Raw genomic sequence first — 17052 nt, forward strand, 5'->3', positions numbered from 1 at the left:
TGGATGGGCGGGCGCGGGGACGGGCCCCGACCGCCGCGCAGGCGACGGCAGGGGCCCCTCCCACACCGCTCACACCGGTCGGACGGTCACCGTCACCGGCTCGCCGTCGCCGACCTCACCGGTGAACCCGGCCAGGCCGTCGGCGAAGTCCACCGTGTCGGCCAGCACCTCCCGGGCGACGAACCCGGTGTACGCCGACACCGCCGCCCGGACCTCCTCGGAGGCCGACACCGACAGCACGATCCGGTCGGAGATGTCCAGGTCGGCGTCCCGGCGGGCCTGCTGCACCACCCGGACCACGTCCCGGGCCAGCCCCTCGGCGGCCAACTCCGGGGTGACAGCGGTGTCGAGCACCACCACCCCCTCACCGCCGGGCAGCGGGGCGGAGTGCGCGGCGTCGGCGGCGACCAGGCGCAGCTCGTACTCGCCCTCGGCGAGGGTGACCCCGGCGGCGACGGGAGCGCCGTCGTGAAGCTCCCACTCCCCCGCCTTGACCGCCCTGATCACCTGCTGCACCTGCTTGCCGACCCGGGGGCCGAGCGCCCGGGGCACCACGGTCAGCACCTGCTGGCAGTAGTCGGCGACCTGCGCGGAGAACTCCACCGCCTTGACGTTTACCTCGTCGGCGACCAGGTCGGCGAAGGGCCGCAGCTGGTCGGCGACCGGGGAGGCCACGGTCAGCCTGGGCAGCGGCAGCCGGACCCGCAGCCCCTTGGCCTTGCGCAGCGACAGCGCCGCCGAGCAGACGTCCCGGGTGGCGTCCATCGCCGCGACCAGGTCGTGGTCGGCGGGGAGGTCCTGCGCCGACGGCCAGTCGGTCAGGTGCACCGACCGCTCGCCGGTCAGCCCGCGCCAGATCTCCTCGGCGGTCAGCGGGGCCAGCGGCGCGACCACCCGGCAGAGCGTCTCCAGCACCGTCCACAGGGTGTCGAACGCGTCGGCGTCACCCGACCAGAACCGGTCCCGGGACCGCCGCACATACCAGTTGGTCAGCGCGTCGAGGTAGGACCGGACTGTGGCGCAGGCCCCGGAGATGTCGTACGCGTCCATCTGCGCGCCGACGGTCTCCACAAGTTCCCGGGTCTTGGCCAGCACGTACCGGTCGAGCAGGTGCGTCGAGTCGGTCCGGCGACGGGCGGTGTGCCCGGCGGCGTTGGCGTAGAGCGAGAAGAAGTACCAGACGTTCCACAGCGGCAGCAGCACCTGCCGGACGGCGTCGCGGATCGCCGGCTCGGTGACCGGCATGTCCCCGCCCCGCAGCACCGGCGAGGACATCAGCATCCAGCGCATCGCGTCCGAGCCGTACGCGTCGAAGACGTGGTAGACGTCCGGGTAGTTGCGCAGGCTCTTGGACATCTTGCGCCCGTCCGAGCCGAGCAGGATGCCGTGACTCAGGCAGTTGCGGAACGCCGGCCTGTCGAACAGCGCGGTGGCCAGCACGTGCATGGTGTAGAACCAGCCCCGGGTCTGCCCGATGTACTCGACGATGAAGTCACCCGGGTAGTGGTGCTCGAACCAGTCCGCGTTCTCGAACGGGTAGTGCACCTGGGCGAAGGGCATCGAGCCGGACTCGAACCAGCAGTCCAGCACCTCCGGCACCCGACGCATCATCGAGCGCCCGGTCGGGTCGTCCGGGTTGGGGCGGACCAGGTCGTCCACCGCCGGCCGGTGCAGGTCGGTCAGGCGTACGCCGAAGTCCCGTTCGATCTCGTCCAGCGAGCCGTAGACGTCCAGCCGGGGGTAGTTCGGGTCGTCGGACTTCCAGGCCGGGATGGGTGAGCCCCAGAACCGGTTGCGGCTGATCGACCAGTCCCGGGCGTTGGCCAGCCACTTGCCGAACGAACCGTCCTTGATGTGGCCGGGCGTCCAGTTGATCTGCTGGTTCAGCTCGACCATCCGGTCCCGGAACCGCGTCACCGCGACGAACCACGACGACACCGCCTTGTAGACCAGCGGGGTGTCGCAGCGCCAGCAGTGCGGGTACGAGTGGGTGTAGGTGTCCTGCCGCAGCACCACCCCCCGCTCCTTGAGCTCCCGGATCACCGGCTTGTTGACGTCGAAGACCTGCTCACCCTGGTACGGCGGGACCAGCGCGGTGAACCGGGTGTGGTCGTCGACCGTGACGATGGTGGGGATGCCGGCGGCGTTGCAGACGTTCTGGTCGTCCTCACCGAAGGCCGGGGCGAGGTGCACGATCCCGGTGCCGTCCTCGGTGGTGACGAACTCCGCGCCGAGCACCTGGTAGGCGTTCTCCCCGGCCCGCTCGACCAGGAAGTCGAACAGCGGGGTGTAGCGGCGTCCGGCCAGAGCCTCGCCGGTCACCCAGCCGACCTGCTCGTACCCCTCCAACTCCTTGGCGTACGCCCCGAGCCGGGACTCCCCGACCACGTACCGCTGGCCGTCGCGCTCCAGCACCGCGTACCGGATGTCCGGGCCGACGGCGAGCGCGAGGTTGGACGGCAGGGTCCACGGCGTGGTCGTCCAGACGCCGAGCTTGACCGGCCCGCGGACCAGCTCCGGGGCACGCTCGTCCGGGGTCAGCTCGAACCACACGGTCAGCGTGGGGTCGTGCCGGTCACGGTAGACGTCGTCCATCCGGGTCTCGGTGTTCGACAGCGGCGTCTCGCACCGCCAGCAGTACGCCAGCACCCGGAAGCCCTCGTAGACCAGGCCCTTGTCGTGCAGGGTCTTGAAGGCCCACATGACGCTTTCCATGTAGTCCAGGTCGAGGGTCTTGTAGTCGTCGGTGAAGTCGACCCAGCGGGCCTGCCGGGTGACGTACCGCTCCCAGTCCTGGGTGAACTCCAGCACCGAGGAGCGGCACGCCTCGTTGAACCGGGCCACCCCGAGGTCGAGGATCTCCGCCTTGCTGGTGATGCCGAGCTGCTTCTCGGCCACCACCTCGGCGGGCAGGCCGTGGCAGTCCCAGCCGAAACGCCGCTCGACGTGCCGGCCGCGCATGGTCTGGTAACGCGGCACCACGTCCTTGACGTACCCGGTGAACAGGTGGCCGTAGTGCGGCAGGCCGTTGGCGAACGGCGGGCCGTCGTAGAAGACGTACTCGTTCTTGCCGTCGTCGCCGGCCGGCCGGGCCGCCACCGAGGCCTCGAAGGTCCGGTCGGCGGTCCAGTGCTCCAGGACGCGGCGTTCGACCGCGGGCAGGTCCGGGCTCGCCGGGACGCCGGCGGCCGGGTCGTGCAACGGATAGCCCATCGGGGGTCGCTCTCCTCTGGCAGCTCACTGATCTCGTGGTCTGCGAGGACGAGCCTTCGCCGGTACGCCGTCGTCGACGCCCCGGGCCGGGCCCGCGGTACCACCCCGCTTGGCGGTCAGGAATCGACCACCCGCTCGTCGGTCGGCTGTGACGGGCCGCCCCGTCCGGTTCTACTCCGGTGTCGCCACCGTTTCTTCCGGAGGCTCGCCGGTGATGGCCGGGTCGTCGCCTGTACCGGCAAGGATACTCGACCGACCGGGGCGTCCGCCGCCGAGTAACCGGCCGGGGCGAGGGCCGGGGGCGGTGCCGGTCGGCGGGTAATGGGCGTGCGGGCGTCCCCGGGCAACCCATAGATTCACGGCCATGGGTGGGCACGCGATCGAGGCGGTGGGACTGCACCGCAGCTACCGCACCAGGACCGGCTGGTTACGACCACAGCGCCGGGAGGTGCACGCCGTCGCCGGGGTCGACCTCACGGTGGGCCACGGTGAGCTGTTCGGCCTGCTCGGCCCGAACGGCGCCGGCAAGACCACCACCATCAAGCTGCTCAACACCCTGCTGATCCCGACCGCGGGCGAGGCCCGGATCTGCGGCTTCGACGTAGTCCGGCAGACCCGGGAGGTACGCCGGCGGATCGGTTACGTCTTCGGCGGCGACCGGGGCCTGTACGACCGGCTCTCCGCCCGGGACAACCTGCGCTACTTCGCCGAGCTGTACGGCGTACCGGGTCGGGAGCAGAAGCGCCGGATCGCCGAGCTGTTCGCGCTGGTCCGGCTGACCGGCCGGGAGGACGACCGGGTCGAGGGTTACTCCCGGGGCATGCGGCAGCGGCTGCACATCGCCCGGGGGCTGCTGCACCGGCCCCGGGTGCTCTTCCTCGACGAGCCGTCGATCGGGGTCGACCCGGTGGCCGCCCGGGAGCTGCGGCAGACCGTCGCCGAGCTGGCCGCCACCGGCACGACGGTGCTGCTGACCACGCACTACATGGCCGAGGCCGACGAGTTGTGCGGCCGGATGGCGGTGATCGCGGGCGGCCGGATCCAGGCCCTGGGCACCCCCGCCGAGCTGCGTCACCACGCCGACGGCCGGCGGGTGCTGGAGGTCGAGGCCTACGGGGTCACCGACGAGCAGGTGGCCGCGATCCGGGCCCGGCCCGGCGTACGCGAGGTGAGCCTGGCGGTGCACGGGGCGGCGCAGGTGCTCGGGGTGCAGTCCGACGCGGGGGTGGACGTGCAGGCCGACGTGCTGCGCGAGCTGAGCGGGGTACGGCTGGGCCGGGTCACCGCCCGGCAACCCACCCTGGAGGACGCGTACGTGGCGATCGTCAACCGGGCGGCGCAGCCGACGTCGGTGGCCGATCCGGTGCCGGCGTGAGCACCGCACGGATGATCGCGGTCGGCGCGCTGCTGCACGTCAAGCAGCTCAGCCGCTCCCCGTTCGAGATCGCCATCGCGCTGCTCGTCCCGGTGGTGCAGGCGACCCTGGCGGTCTACCTGTTCCGGGCCGGCGGTGAGCCGGACCGGTTGCTCGAGGCGGCGGTGGGCGCGGGCCTGATGGGGGTCTGGTCGACTGTGCTGTTCGGTTCCGGCGGGGCGATCCAGAGCCAGCGTTGGCAGGGCACCCTGGAAATGATCATGTTGGCGCCCCGACCGCCGGCGCTGGTGCTGCTGCCGATCACCCTGGCCACCGGCGTCACCGGCACGTACGCGATGCTCGCCACCCTGGCCTGGGGACGGTTGCTCTACGGCATCCCGCTCGACTTCGCCCACCCGCTGGCCTTCCCGGTCGCCGTGGTCGGCTGCATCGCCGGGTTGGGCATGTTCGGTCTGCTGCTGGCGTCCAGCTTCGTGCTGCTGCGGCACGCGAACGCCCTGGCGAACATGCTGGAGTACCCGATCTGGCTGGTCTCCGGGATGCTCGTGCCGGTCACCGCGCTGCCCGGCTGGACCGGGCCGGTCGCCGCGGTGCTGCCGACCACCTGGGGTGCCCGCGCGGTGCACGAGGCCGCCGTCGGTGGGTCGGTCTGGCCGGCGCTGGGCATCTGCCTGGCGATCAGCCTGGCCTGCCTGGCCGCCGGCTGGCTGCTGATGACGTACGTCGAGCGCCGGGCCCGGGTCGCCGCGACCCTGGCCCTGGCCTGAGGGGGTCACCGATGAGCGCACTGTCCCGGCCACTCGGTGGAGGTCACCGATGAGCGCACTGTTGCGGCTGGTGGGCGTGGGTGGGGTGATCGCCTACCGGGCCCTGTTCAACTGGACCACCCCGTCGATCTTCGTGGGTACCCTGCTGGTGGGCCCGCTGTTCCAGCTCTTCTTCTTCGCCTACCTGGGGCGGGAGCTCGGGGTAGCCGACGACAGGTTCTACATCGTCGGCAACGCGGTGCTCAGCACCTCGTTGGCCTGCGTCTACGGCGGCACCATGGCGGTGGCCAACGAGCGACGCTTCGGCACCCTCGGGCACGTGCTGCTCTCCCCGCGCAGCCGCACCGCGATCTTCCTCGGCCGGGTGCTGCCGTACGCCGGCAACGGCCTGCTGATCGCGGCGAGCACGCTCACCGTGGCCGCGTTCCTGCTCGGCCTACGGATTCCGGTCACCGCCCTGCCCGGTCTGCTGCTGGCCCTGGCTTCGGCTTCGCTGACCTGCGGCTTCTTCGGGCTGACCCTGGGGGCGCTGGGGCTGCGCTTCCGGGACGTCTTCCTGATCTCGAACGTGGCGGCGGCGCTGCTGTTGCTGTTCACCGGGGTGAACGTGCCGGCCGAGGGTCTGCCGGCCGGCATCCGCGCGGTCGGCGGCGTGCTGCCGGTGACCCACGCCGCCGAGGCGGCCCGGCGGCTGGCCGGCGGGGCCACCCTGGGCGACGCCCTGCCGGCGATCGGCGTCGAACTGGCCGTCGGGGTCGGCTACGCCGTGCTGGCGGCCGGGTTGCTCAAGGTGTTCGAGGCGGAGTCCCGTCGCCGCGCCTCGCTGGACACCCTCTGACGGCGTCCCCTCCCCCGCGGCTGTCGGGGACCGCGCGGTCGTCGCGTCCGCCGGCCCACCACCCGGGTCAGTCGGTGATCTCCAGGTAGCGGTCGAGCATCGCGTCGACCTGGGTCGGCACCTGGAGCTGGACGAAGTGCCCGGAGCCGACGGTCTGCCCGATGACCGCCTGCGGCGCGAGCTGGGCCAGCCGGGCGTAGTCGGCGAACGGGGCGTTGCTGCCCACGAAGAGCAGCCGGCGGTCCCAGCGACGCAGGGCGGCCACGTCCCCCTCGGCGGCGGTCCACTCGGCCAGCCCGGCGATCGGCGCGTACGCCACCTCGGTGGACGGTCGGGCCGTCGCCGCCACCACCCGCTCCACCAGCCGCGGGTCGGAGTACGGCGGGAAGTACGACCTGACGATCGACTCCCGGACCGCACCCGAGGTGTCGTCCCGCAGCGAGGCGGCGACCTGGGCGATCGCGGCGGCGGCACCGGGCGGCCCGGCCACCGCGGAGTCGAGCAGCCCCAGCCCGGTGAACCGGTCCCGGTCACCGGCGGCGGCCACCAGCGACCACACCCCGCCCAGGCTGTGCCCGAGCACGAAGACCCGACGCAGGTCGAGGGCGGCGGCGAAGGACCGCAGGTGACCCGCCATCTCGGCGACCCCGTAGCCGTCGGCCGGGGGTGGACTGGCCCCGTGACCGGGCATGTCCACGGCGATCACCCGGGCCTGCCGGGCGGCCAGGTGCCGGGCCGGCGGCGCCATGAACTCGTGGTCGCAGCACCAGCCGTGCACCAGCAGAAAGGTGCCGCGCCGACCCTGCCCGTACGTCCGGTACCGCATCCCGGCGGCCGTCTGCCCGTCCATCGTCGAACCTCCCCGGCGTGTGCGCAGCGTAATGGCGTTCTTCCACTTAAGCGCGCCCACCCGGTTTCGACGCGGCGTATTGTTCCTTTTGGCACGCCTGGACCTTTTCGTGGGTACGGCCAGCAGGGGGACGGGAGCCGACGGTGGACGGGCGGATCGAGGAGTTCTTCGTCGGCCTCACTGCGGACCGTCCGGGGCGGTTGCCCACCGCACCCACCGGACTGCTCCGCTTCGACGTCGTCGCCGACGACGGGGAGACCGCCACCTGGTTCGTCCGGTTCGCCGACGGGCGGGCCCGGGTCACCCGGACCGGGGACCACCCCGACTGCACGGTGGAGATCCGGCCGGAGGCGTTCGTCCGGCTGCTGGCCGGCCGGGACAACACGGTGGCGATGCTGCTACGCGGCGACGTCTCGGTCGCCGGCGACCTGGCCCTGCTGTTCACCTTCCGGCGGCTGCTGCCGGTGCCCGCCGACAGCGCCGGCACCGAACCGGCCCCCGAACTGGTCCGGGACACCACCCCCAGCTTCATCGGACTGGACGAGGTCACAAGCGTATTCGCCGGCAACATATTCATGATCAGCGCCCAGAACGGGGACGTGTCGGCGGCGCCGACCACCCCGCTCGGGCTCTTCTCCTTCGACACCCGGTTCCTGTCGACCTGGCGGCTGACCGTCAACTCCGAATCCCTCTCGGTGCTCTCCGTCGACGACGTCGCCACCTACGAGGCCAAGTTCGGGCTGGTCCCCGGGGAACCCACCCACTACGTCAACGCCACCACCTCCGTGCTGCGCCACCGCTGGGTGGGGCCGGAGTTCGAAGAGGAGATCACCCTGTTCAACTACGCGCCGGAGCCGGTGCGGTACGTCGTCCGGCTCGACGCGGGAGCGGACTTCGCCGAGGTACTGGAGGTCCGCGACGGCTTCCGCCGGGCCCGGCCGGTGACGGCCACCATCGCCGAGAACGCGCTCCGGCTGCACTACAAGCGGAGCAGCCTGCACCGCGAGACGGTGATCACCTCCAGCACACCTGCCGAGTTCGACGAGCACGGGCTGACCTGGACGTTCACCGTGGCGTCGCACGGCACCTGGTCCACCCGGCTGCGGGTGCTCGCCCTCCTGCGCGACCTGCACCGCCGCGACCTGCGGGAACGGTTGACCAGCTCGGCTGGCCGCAGCCACCACCGGCGGGGCCGGGACATCGCCGCCCGGACCGCCGGGGTGCCCCGGCTGCGCGCCGACCACAAACCGTTACAGCAGGCGTACGAGTACGGCATCCGGGACCTGGCCGCGTTGCACTACCCCGGGCTGAACTTCCAGGCCGCCCTGCCCGCCACCGGGCTGCCCTGGTCGATGGCCCTACTCGGCCGGGAGAGCCTGGTCAGCAGCTTCCAGGCGCTGCCCTTCATGCCCGACCGGGCGGTCAACACGCTGCGCATCCTGGCGCTGAGCCAGGGCGTCCGGCAGGACCCGTTCCGGGGCGAACAACCCGGCAAGATCGTCCAGGAGAGCCGGTACGGCGACTCCGGCGCGTTCAACGACACCCCGGAGGCCGCCAGCTTCACCGCGGCCGACACCACCGCCCTCTTCGTCATCCTGCTCGACGAGTACGAACGCTGGACCGGCGACGAGGAACTGGTACGCCGGTTCGAGTTCGAGGTCCGGGCTGCCATCGGCTGGCTCGGCTCCGACGCCGACCCGACCGGCACCGGCTACGTCTGGTCCACCCGCCACCCGACCCGGACCGGGCTGCAGAACGAGAGCTGGCGCAACTCCGCCGACGCGGTCTGCTTCCACGACGGCCGTTCGCCCACCTTCCCGCTGGCGATCTGCGAGATCCAGGGATACGCCTACGAAGCCCGCCGACGGGCCGCCCGGATGGCCCGCCGCTTCTGGGCCGATCCGGCCTGGGCCGACCGGCTGGAACGCGACGCCGCCGGGCTGCGGGAGCGGTTCGACAGGGATTTCTGGCTGCCCGAACGCGGCCACTACGCGGTGGCGGTGCAGCTCGACGGCACCCCACTGGACTCGCTGACGTCCAACATCGGACAGTTGTTCTGCACCGGCATAGTCGCCCCCCACCGCGCCGAACAGATGGTGGCGCACCTGTTCTCACCGGCGCTGTACTCCGGCTGGGGCATCCGCACCCTGGCCAGCACGGCGGCCGAGTACAACCCGCTCGGCCACCACACCGGCGCGATCTGGCCCTGGGAGAACTCGCTTATCGCCTGGGGGCTGCGCCGGGCCGGTTTCCGGACCCATGCCGCCCGGGTCGCCACCGGGCTGCTCGACGCCGCCCGGCACTTCCAGGGCCGGCTGCCGGCGTACCTCACCGGCTACGACCGGGCCATCACCCACGTCCCCGTCCCGCACGGCTTCACCGACAGCCCGTACGCGCCGTCGGCCGGAGCGCCCCTGATGCTGCTCCGTACGCTGCTCGGCCTCGAACCGTACGAGGACCATCTCGCCGTCGACGCCGCGGTGCCGGAGGAGCTGGGGCAGATCGAACTGCTCGACATCAGGGGCCGCTGGGGGTACGCCGACGCCCTCGGCCGGGGCCGCCCCTTCCGCGACCGCCCCACCCGGTAGCGCCTCCGGCGGAGTCAGTCCAGGGTGGGGAACCAGAGGGCGATCTCGCGCTTGGCGCTGTCGGTGGAGTCCGAGGCGTGCACCAGGTTCTCCCGGTTGGACAGCGACAGGTCGCCCCGGATCGTGCCGGCGGCGGCCTTACGGCCGTCGGTGCTACCGATCATCGCGCGGACCACCTCGATCACCTGGTCGCCGGAGAGCACCAGCGACACCAGCGGCCCGCTCGTCATGAACGTCTTCAGCGGCGGGTAGAACGGCTTGTCCACGTGCTCGGCGTAGTGCTGGTCGGCGAACCCGCCGTCCAGCGTCCGGGTCTCCAGCGCGTCGATCCGCAGGCCCTTGCGCTCGAAGCGGGAGATGATCTCGCCGACCAGGCCACGGCGCACCGCGTCCGGCTTGATCAGTACGAGAGTGCGCTCATCCGGGCTGCTGCTGGACACGCTGGGTTCCTCCTGTGCGCACAAGGCGGTTCGGCTGGGTACGGTCAGCCTAGCGACCCGGTACCGGCACCGGCGCGGCGGCTGCTCTTTCCCTCGGTCGCCGTCCGGCCTAGCCTGGCTCTGACCCCTGGGAGGTCCACTGTGGCGAATGGCGGGAACCGCACCATCGCGCCGGTACGCAAGCTGATCGCCGCGGTGCTCGGCACCGTGGCCACCTTCGTCGTCCTGTTCGGGCTGGGCATGACCAGCTGGGCCATCGTCGCGCTGGGCGTGGCCCTGGTGGTGCTCGCCATCGCCCTGGCCACCGTGCGCGGCGGCGGGCGCACCTGGGTGGTCGGCGTCGGCCACGTGCACAGCGCCTCCGAGCCACCCACCCAGTACGCCTTCGGCCGCTGCGAGCTGCAACTGGTGATCGACGCGCCGGGTCTGCCGCCCCGGTCCAAGAAGATCATCGAGCCCCGGGTGCCGGTGGCGAAGTGGCCGTCGCTGGGGCAGACCCTGCCGATCCGGGTGGCCCTGGACGACCAGCGGCACGTCCGGGTCCTCTGGGACGAGGTGCCGACCCACACCGAGTCCGCCACGAGCATGGCCGACCTGCCACCCGAGTACGGTGGGGCCGAGCCCCTCGACGACCTGCTGATCCAGCAGGAGGCCCCGCCGTGGGCGGGCCGGACGGCCGACGACGAGTTCCGCGACGAGTTCCGGGACGAGTTCCGGGACGAGCTGCGCGATCCGCCGCCCACCGACCCGCTGCCCGACGACCCCCGGCGGCCGGAGTCGCCCCATCCCGAGCCGGCACGGGCCGAGCCACTGCGCGACGACGTCGAGGTGCTGACCGACGAGCGGAAGCCGCTTGTGGTACACCAGCGGCCCGGCCGCCCGGTGGTGCTGGAGGGCACCGTGGTCGAGCAGCCGACCGCCGGTGGACTGCCCCGTCGGGCCACGGTCACCGCCGCGCCCACCCCCCGCCCACCCGCCGAGGAACGGTTCGACGAGCCGATCCTCGACCCGGTCGACGTCCCGCTGGACGCTCCCCCCACCACCGAGGGCCGGCTCGACCCGGAGCTGGACGAGGCGATCTTCGGGTACGACCCGACCACCGCGCCGGAGGACCAGGACGACCTGGCCGCCCCGATCAGCGGCGTCGGGCTGACCCTGCTGGTCACCGACCTGTCCCGGTCCCTGGAGTTCTACCGTGACAAGCTCGGCTTCGAGGAGTTCGACAGGGGCACCGGCAACGCGGTGCTCGCCTCCGGGGCGACCCGGCTGGTGCTGCGCGAGGTGACCGGGGCGGCCCCGATGAGCCGCCGGCTGGTCCACGTCAACCTGGAGGTGGACGACATCGAGGCGGCCTACCGGCGGCTCAAGGACACCGGCCTTCGGTTCACCTACGCGCCCCGGGTGGTCAACCGGGGCACCAGGGTGGAGGTGTGGGCCGCCGCCTTCCGTGACCCGGACGGGCACGGCATCGCACTTACCCAGTGGCGGGAACGCGCCGACGCCTGACCCCGCTCAGCCGAGGATGACCCGCCGCACGTGCAGCGCGTACGCCCACACCAGGGCGAAGATGACCCCGAGCCCGAACAGCGACCAGTGCAGCAGGCCGGCGAGCAGCAGCAGCCCCTGGAGCACGGTGCCCGCCGACCAGGCCCACCGGCGGCGCATCAGGCCGGCCAGCACCACCGCCGCCACGGCCAGCGTCACGGTGGCCGCGATCGCCGCTCCGCCGAAGTGCCCACCGACCACCCGGATCGGCTGGATGGCGAGCAGCAGGACCAGCGCCTCCAACCCGAGCGTCCCGGCACCGAGGCCCCGGACGGCCGCCTCGGGGTTGCGCAGCCCGGAACCCCGGGTGGCCGGGTCCGGGCGGTCCGGGACCGGCCCGGTCATCGCTTCAGCAGCCGTCGGGCGTCGGCCACCGTCACCACCGACCCGGTGACCAGCACCCCCACCCCGGACAACTCCCCCGGGACGTCGTACTCGGCCTCGGCGACGGCCGCCTCGATGGCGTCCGGCATGTCGGCGGCGACCTGGACCCGGTCCGGTCCGAAGACCTCCCGGGCCAGCTCGGCCAGCTCGTCGACGGGCATCGCCCGGGGCGAGCTGGCGCGGGTGACGACCAGCGAGTCGAGCACCGGCTCCAGCAGCTCCAGCAGACCGGCGGCGTCCTTGTCGCCGAGCACGGCGAGCACCCCGACCAGCTTGCTGAACGCGAACTCCTCCTGGAGCGCGGTGACCGTGGCGGCCATCCCGTGCGGGTTGTGCGCCCCGTCCAGCAGCACCGTCGGGGCGTTGCGGACCTTCTCCAGCCGCCCCGGGGAACTGGTCGAGGCGAAGCCCTCCCGCACGGCGTCGATGTCGAGCTGCCGCTTCGCCCCGGCCCCGAGGAACGCCTCGACGGCGGCCAGCGCCACCGCCGCGTTCTGCGCCTGGTGCGCGCCGTGCAGCGGCACGAACACCTCCTCGTACACGCCGCCGAGGCCCTGGATGGTCAGCACCTGGCCGCCGACGGCGACCGCCCGGCGCAGCACCCCGAACTCCGCGCCCTCCCGGGCGACGGTGGCGCCGACCTCGGCGCACCGCTCCAGGATCGGCCGGGCCGCCTCCTCCTCCTGCGCGGCGGCGATCACCGTCGCGCCGGGGTGGATGATGCCGGCCTTGTGCAGGGCGATGTCCTCCAGGGTGTCGCCGAGCCACTCGGTGTGGTCCAACCCGATCGGGGTGAGCACCGCCACCCCGGCCTGGAGCACGTTGGTGGCGTCCTCGGCACCGCCCAGCCCCACCTCCACCACGGCCACGTCGACAGGCGCGTCGGCGAACGTGGCGAAGGCCAGCGCCGTGGTCAGGTCGAAGTAGGTGAGCGGCTCGGCGGACCGCTGGTCGACCAGGTCGGCCAGCGGCTTCACCTCGCGGTACGTGGCGACGAAGCGTTCCTCGCCGACCGGTTCCCCGTCCAGGCTGATCCGCTCCCGGACGGTCTCCAGGTGTGGGCTGGTGTAGCGGCCGGTGTGCAGGCCGAAGGCCCGCAGCAGCGAGTCGATCATTCGGGCCGTGGACGTCTTGCCGTTGGTCCCGGTGAGATGGATCGACGGGTACGCCCGCTGCGGGCTGCCCAGCAGGTCGAGCAGCATCTCGATGCGGTCCAGCTCGAAGTGCATCCGGGTGAACCCGCGTGCGGCCAGCTCGGCGTCGACGGCGGCGAACTCGCCCCGCCCGGCCCCGGGCCGGCTGGTCTGGTCGGTACGGTCGGTCACGAGGGAAGCGCCTCCAGAGCGGCGTCGATGCGGATCAGGTCGGCCTCGGCCACCGCCAGCCGGTCACGGATCTTGGCGACCACCGGCTCGGGCGCCTTCCCGACGAACGCCGGGTTGTCGAGCTTCGCGCGGGCCTGCGCGACCTCCTTCTCGGCGGTCGCCCGGTCCTTGGTGAGCCGGGCCCGCTCGGCGGCCACGTCGATCGACCCCCGGGTGTCGAGCGCCACGCTTACCTCACCGGGCATGGCGAGGGTGGCGCTGGCCTGGAAGTCGTCGGCCGGGGCGTCCAGTCGGACCAGGGATCGGACAAGCGGCTCGTGCGCCGAGATCCCCGCCCCGGCGAGCCCGTCCAGCCGGGCGGCCACCCGCTGGGTCGGCCGCAGCCCCTGGTCGGAGCGGAACCGCCGGATCTCGGTCACCACCCCCTGGACGGTGCCGACCTCACGCTCCGCGGCGTCGTCCACAAGCGTACGGTCGGCGACCGGCCAGGCCGCCGTCACGACCGTCCCGCCGCCGGTGAGCGCGGTCCACAGCTCCTCGGTGACGAACGGGATCACCGGGTGCAGCAGCCGCAGCAACTGGTCCAGCACGTACCCGAGGACCCGGCGGGTGGCGTCGGCGGCCGGCCCACCCTCGGCGAGCACCGGCTTGGCCAGCTCCACGTACCAGTCGCAGACGTCGTCCCAGGCGAAGTGGTAGAGCAGATCACACACCTTCGCGAACTCGTACGCCTCGAACTGCTCGTCGACCTCGGCGGTGACGTGCGCGAGCCGGGACAGGATCCACCGGTCGACGGTGGAGAGCTGGTCGGCGGCCGGCAGCGGGCCGGTGGTGTGCGCGCCGTTGAGCAGGGCGAACCGGGTGGCGTTCCAGAGCTTGTTGCAGAAGTTGCGGGAGCCCTGGCACCAGTCCTCGCTGACCGGGACGTCCCCGCCCGGGTTCGCGCCCCGGGCCAGGGTGAACCGGGTGGCGTCGGCGCCGTACCTGTCGACCCAGTCCAGCGGGTCGACCACGTTGCCGAACGATTTCGACATCTTCTTGCCGTGCTGGTCGCGGACCATGCCGTGCAGGGCGACCGTGTCGAACGGCTGCCGGCCGTCCATCGCGTACAGGCCGAACATCATCATCCGGGCGACCCAGAAGAAGAGGATGTCGTAGCCGGTGACCAGCACGCTGGTCGGGTAGAACTTCGCCAGGTCCGGGGTCTGCTCCGGCCAGCCGAGGGTGGAGAACGGCCACAGGCCGCTGGAGAACCAGGTGTCCAGGACGTCCTCGTCCTGCCGCCAGCCCTCGCCGGTGGGCGGCGTCTCGTCCGGGCCGACGCAGACGATCTCGCCCGCCGGGCCGTACCAGACCGGGATCCGGTGGCCCCACCAGAGCTGCCGGGAGATGCACCAGTCGTGCATGTTGTCGACCCAGGCGAAGTAGCGCTTGGCCAGCTCGGCCGGCTCGATCTTCACCCGGCCGTCACGCACCGCGTCGCCGGCCGCCTTGGCCAGCGGGGTGGTGTCGACGAACCACTGCAACGACAGCCGGGGCTCGACAGTGGTGCCGCACCGCGAGCAGTGCCCCACCGCGTGCAGGTACGGCCGCTTCTCGGCCACGATCCGGCCCTGCTCGCGCAGCGCGGCGACGATCGCCGGGCGGGCCTCGTACCGGTCCAGGCCCTGGAACGGGCCGGGCGCGGTGACGACGCCCCGCTCGTCCATGATCGTCAGGGCGGGCAGGTCGTGCCGCTGGCCGATCTCGAAGTCGTTCGGGTCGTGCGCCGGGGTCACCTTGACCATGCCGGTGCCGAACGTCGGGTCGACGTGCTCGTCGGCGACGATCGGGATGCGCCGGCCGGTCAGCGGCACCTCGACCTCGGTGCCGATCAGGTGCCGGTACCGCTCGTCGTCGGGGTGCACGGCCACGGCGGTGTCGCCCAGCATCGTCTCGGCCCGGGTGGTGGCGACCACCACGTCGTCGCTGTACCGGATCGAGACCAGCTCGCCCTCGTCGTCGGTGTGCTCCACCTCGATGTCGGACAGCGCGGTCAGGCAGCGCGGACACCAGTTGATGATCCGGTTGGCCCGGTAGATCAACCCGTCGTCGTAGAGCTTCTTGAACATGGTCTGCACGGCCCGGGACAGGCCCTCGTCCATGGTGAAGCGCTCGCGGTCCCAGTCGACCGAGTCGCCGAGCCGGCGCATCTGGCCGAGGATCGCGCCACCGGACTCGGCCTTCCACTGCCAGACCCGCTCGACGAACTTCTCCCGGCCGAGATCGTGCCGGGACAGCCCCTGACCGGCGAGTTGCCGCTCCACCACGTTCTGGGTGGCGATGCCGGCGTGGTCCATCCCGGGCAGCCAGAGAGCCTCGTACCCCTGCATCCGCTTGCGGCGCACCAGGGCGTCCTGGACGGTGTGGTCCAGGGCATGGCCCATGTGCAGCACGCCTGTGACGTTCGGCGGGGGGATGACGATGGTGAAGGGCGGCTTGTCGCTCTGTGCCGACGCCCGGAAGTGGCCGGCGGCTACCCACTGCTCGTACCGTCGCTGCTCTACCTCGCCGGGCTGGTACTGGCCGGCTAGGGTCGGGGCGTCGGGGCGTCGGGCATCGAGTCTCTCGGTCACCTGCGAAAGTCTACGGAGCGCTTCCGCGGACCTGACGTGCGCCACCTGTCATTCGCGTACGGTGGCGAACATGTCCGACGCACATCTCACCGAGCGTCAGCTCATCGAGGGGCCGGAGCCGGTCGAACTGACCGACGAACCCATCCGGTTGAGCAACCACGACCCGCAGCACGGTCCGCAGACCGGGGCCCCGGTGTCCCGACGCCGCCGGATCGTGCTGACGGTCGCCCTCGTCGTCGGCCTGGCCGGCGCCGGGGCACTCGGCACCGCCGGCTGGCGTATCGCCCAGGAGAAGGACGTCCGGCTCGGCACACCGGAGCAGGTGGCCGGTCTCACCCGTGACGACTCGGACCGGGCCCGCAGCACCGCCGACTACCTGCGCAGCGGCTTCGCCGCCGACATCGAGCTGGACCGCAGCATCGGTACGGTCTACCGCGACCCGGCCGACGAGAAGCGGGCGGTGCTGTTCTTCGGCGGCACCACCCTGCTCTGGCAGCCGGAACGTGACCTGGACAGCCTCTTCGGTCTGATGGCCGACGAGACCGGTCGGGTGACCGACCTGCGTGAGGTGCCCGCCGGAAGGTACGGCGGCGTGATGAAGTGCGGCCGGACCAGTGGCGACGGTGGCGACTTCGCGGTCTGCGGGTGGGCCGATCACGGCAGTGTGGCGATGGGTATGTTCGCCAACCGTTCCGTCGACGAGTCGGCTGGCCTCTTCCGTCAACTCCGCGACGGCGTCCAGACCCGGAACTGAGACCCTTCTTCCCGCTCACCCACCGGGGGTGGCAACGGCACGGGTAATATGCGAGTAGGCCCACCCCGTACGGGGTGGGCCTACTCGTAATGGTTGTCCGGCGGTGTCCTACTCTCCCACACTCTCCCGAGTGCAGTACCATCGGCGCTGGAGGGCTTAGCTTCCGGGTTCGGAATGTGACCGGGCGTTTCCCCTCCGCCATGACCGCCGTAACTCTATGAACATATCAACACACACGCGCGGGCTGGTCGTGTGACCAGTCGGGGTGTTTGCTTGTTCAGAGTTGCACAGTGGACGCGTAGCAGCTTCGTAGTCAAGTCCTCGGCCTATTAGTACCGGTCAACTGAACCCGTTACCG

The 17052-nt window shown here is 72.0% G+C and carries 12 protein-coding genes and 1 rRNA gene; 6 read left to right on the forward strand and 7 right to left on the reverse strand.

All coding sequences use genetic code 11. The features are described from left to right. Window positions 1-69: 69 nt before the first annotated feature. Window positions 70-3213, reverse strand: a complete 3144-nt coding sequence (gene ileS / locus AC0AIB_RS18495; protein WP_328343763.1) for an isoleucine--tRNA ligase — start codon at window positions 3211-3213, stop codon at window positions 70-72. Between the two features lie 364 nt (window positions 3214-3577). Here ileS and AC0AIB_RS18500 point away from each other — a divergent pair, with 364 nt between their 5' ends. The 3 genes from AC0AIB_RS18500 to AC0AIB_RS18510 are packed head-to-tail and all read left to right on the forward strand — an operon-like array spanning window position 3578 to window position 6193. Next, entirely contained in the window at window positions 3578-4588 is a 1011-nt protein-coding gene (locus AC0AIB_RS18500; protein ID WP_328343762.1) for an ABC transporter ATP-binding protein, read from the forward strand. Continuing rightward, a complete protein-coding gene (locus tag AC0AIB_RS18505; protein ID WP_465097133.1) occupies window positions 4585-5355 on the forward strand; it encodes an ABC transporter permease in 771 nt (256 codons plus the stop codon). The genes AC0AIB_RS18500 and AC0AIB_RS18505 overlap by 4 nt, the downstream gene beginning before the upstream one ends. A gap of 49 nt (window positions 5356-5404) precedes the next feature. Further along, a complete protein-coding gene (locus tag AC0AIB_RS18510) occupies window positions 5405-6193 on the forward strand; it encodes an ABC transporter permease (protein ID WP_328343758.1) in 789 nt (262 codons plus the stop codon). A gap of 67 nt (window positions 6194-6260) precedes the next feature. Here the strand turns inward: AC0AIB_RS18510 and AC0AIB_RS18515 are convergent, their stop codons facing one another. Then, window positions 6261-7043, reverse strand: a complete 783-nt coding sequence (locus AC0AIB_RS18515) for an alpha/beta fold hydrolase (protein WP_465097134.1) — start codon at window positions 7041-7043, stop codon at window positions 6261-6263. 143 nt (window positions 7044-7186) lie between these two features. On the opposite strand from AC0AIB_RS18515, the gene AC0AIB_RS18520 reads away from it, so the two are divergent. Then, window positions 7187-9631 carry a glycogen debranching N-terminal domain-containing protein gene (locus AC0AIB_RS18520; protein ID WP_442930631.1) on the forward strand — a complete coding sequence of 815 codons (2445 nt, stop codon included), beginning with the start codon at window positions 7187-7189 and terminating at the stop codon, window positions 9629-9631. Window positions 9632-9645: 14 nt separating this feature from the next. Here the strand turns inward: AC0AIB_RS18520 and ndk are convergent, their stop codons facing one another. Then, window positions 9646-10071: a nucleoside-diphosphate kinase gene (gene ndk / locus AC0AIB_RS18525; protein ID WP_328343754.1), complete on the reverse strand. Its 426-nt coding sequence runs from the start codon at window positions 10069-10071 to the stop codon at window positions 9646-9648. 141 nt (window positions 10072-10212) lie between these two features. On the opposite strand from ndk, the gene AC0AIB_RS18530 reads away from it, so the two are divergent. Further along, a complete protein-coding gene (locus AC0AIB_RS18530; RefSeq protein ID WP_465097135.1) occupies window positions 10213-11577 on the forward strand; it encodes a VOC family protein in 1365 nt (454 codons plus the stop codon). Between the two features lie 6 nt (window positions 11578-11583). On the opposite strand, the gene AC0AIB_RS18535 is transcribed toward AC0AIB_RS18530, so the two are convergent. From AC0AIB_RS18535 to AC0AIB_RS18545, 3 genes are all read right to left on the reverse strand, one after another. Then, complete coding sequence (locus AC0AIB_RS18535; protein WP_328343750.1) at window positions 11584-11961, reverse strand: DUF4233 domain-containing protein; 378 nt, start codon at window positions 11959-11961, stop codon at window positions 11584-11586. Continuing rightward, the gene (locus tag AC0AIB_RS18540; protein ID WP_328348687.1) at window positions 11958-13229 is read right to left on the reverse strand and encodes a bifunctional folylpolyglutamate synthase/dihydrofolate synthase; all 1272 of its coding nucleotides are present in this window, start codon (window positions 13227-13229) and stop codon (window positions 11958-11960) included. Before AC0AIB_RS18540 ends, AC0AIB_RS18535 begins: the two co-directional genes overlap by 4 nt. Before the next feature lie 92 nt (window positions 13230-13321). Continuing rightward, window positions 13322-15940: a valine--tRNA ligase gene (locus AC0AIB_RS18545; RefSeq protein ID WP_328343749.1), complete on the reverse strand. Its 2619-nt coding sequence runs from the start codon at window positions 15938-15940 to the stop codon at window positions 13322-13324. A 70-nt stretch (window positions 15941-16010) separates the two neighbouring features. On the opposite strand from AC0AIB_RS18545, the gene AC0AIB_RS18550 reads away from it, so the two are divergent. Next, window positions 16011-16694 carry a hypothetical protein gene (locus AC0AIB_RS18550; protein WP_328343748.1) on the forward strand — a complete coding sequence of 228 codons (684 nt, stop codon included), beginning with the start codon at window positions 16011-16013 and terminating at the stop codon, window positions 16692-16694. A gap of 95 nt (window positions 16695-16789) precedes the next feature. Here the strand turns inward: AC0AIB_RS18550 and rrf are convergent. After that, window positions 16790-16906 (reverse strand): 5S ribosomal RNA (rrf, locus tag AC0AIB_RS18555). Window positions 16907-17052: the final 146 nt, after the last annotated feature.

The organism is Micromonospora sp. DSM 43699, assembly GCF_055517075.1.

Coding starts and splice junctions, on each gene's coding strand:
- ileS (WP_328343763.1), bottom strand. CDS start 3,213: ATGGGCTATCCGTTGCACGACCCGGCCGCCGGCGTCCCGGCGAGCCCG.
- AC0AIB_RS18500 (WP_328343762.1), top strand. CDS start 3,578: ATGGGTGGGCACGCGATCGAGGCGGTGGGACTGCACCGCAGCTACCGC.
- AC0AIB_RS18510 (WP_328343758.1), top strand. CDS start 5,405: ATGAGCGCACTGTTGCGGCTGGTGGGCGTGGGTGGGGTGATCGCCTAC.
- AC0AIB_RS18515 (WP_465097134.1), bottom strand. CDS start 7,043: ATGGACGGGCAGACGGCCGCCGGGATGCGGTACCGGACGTACGGGCAG.
- AC0AIB_RS18535 (WP_328343750.1), bottom strand. CDS start 11,961: ATGACCGGGCCGGTCCCGGACCGCCCGGACCCGGCCACCCGGGGTTCC.
- AC0AIB_RS18540 (WP_328348687.1), bottom strand. CDS start 13,229: ATGCACTTCGAGCTGGACCGCATCGAGATGCTGCTCGACCTGCTGGGC.
- AC0AIB_RS18550 (WP_328343748.1), top strand. CDS start 16,011: ATGTCCGACGCACATCTCACCGAGCGTCAGCTCATCGAGGGGCCGGAG.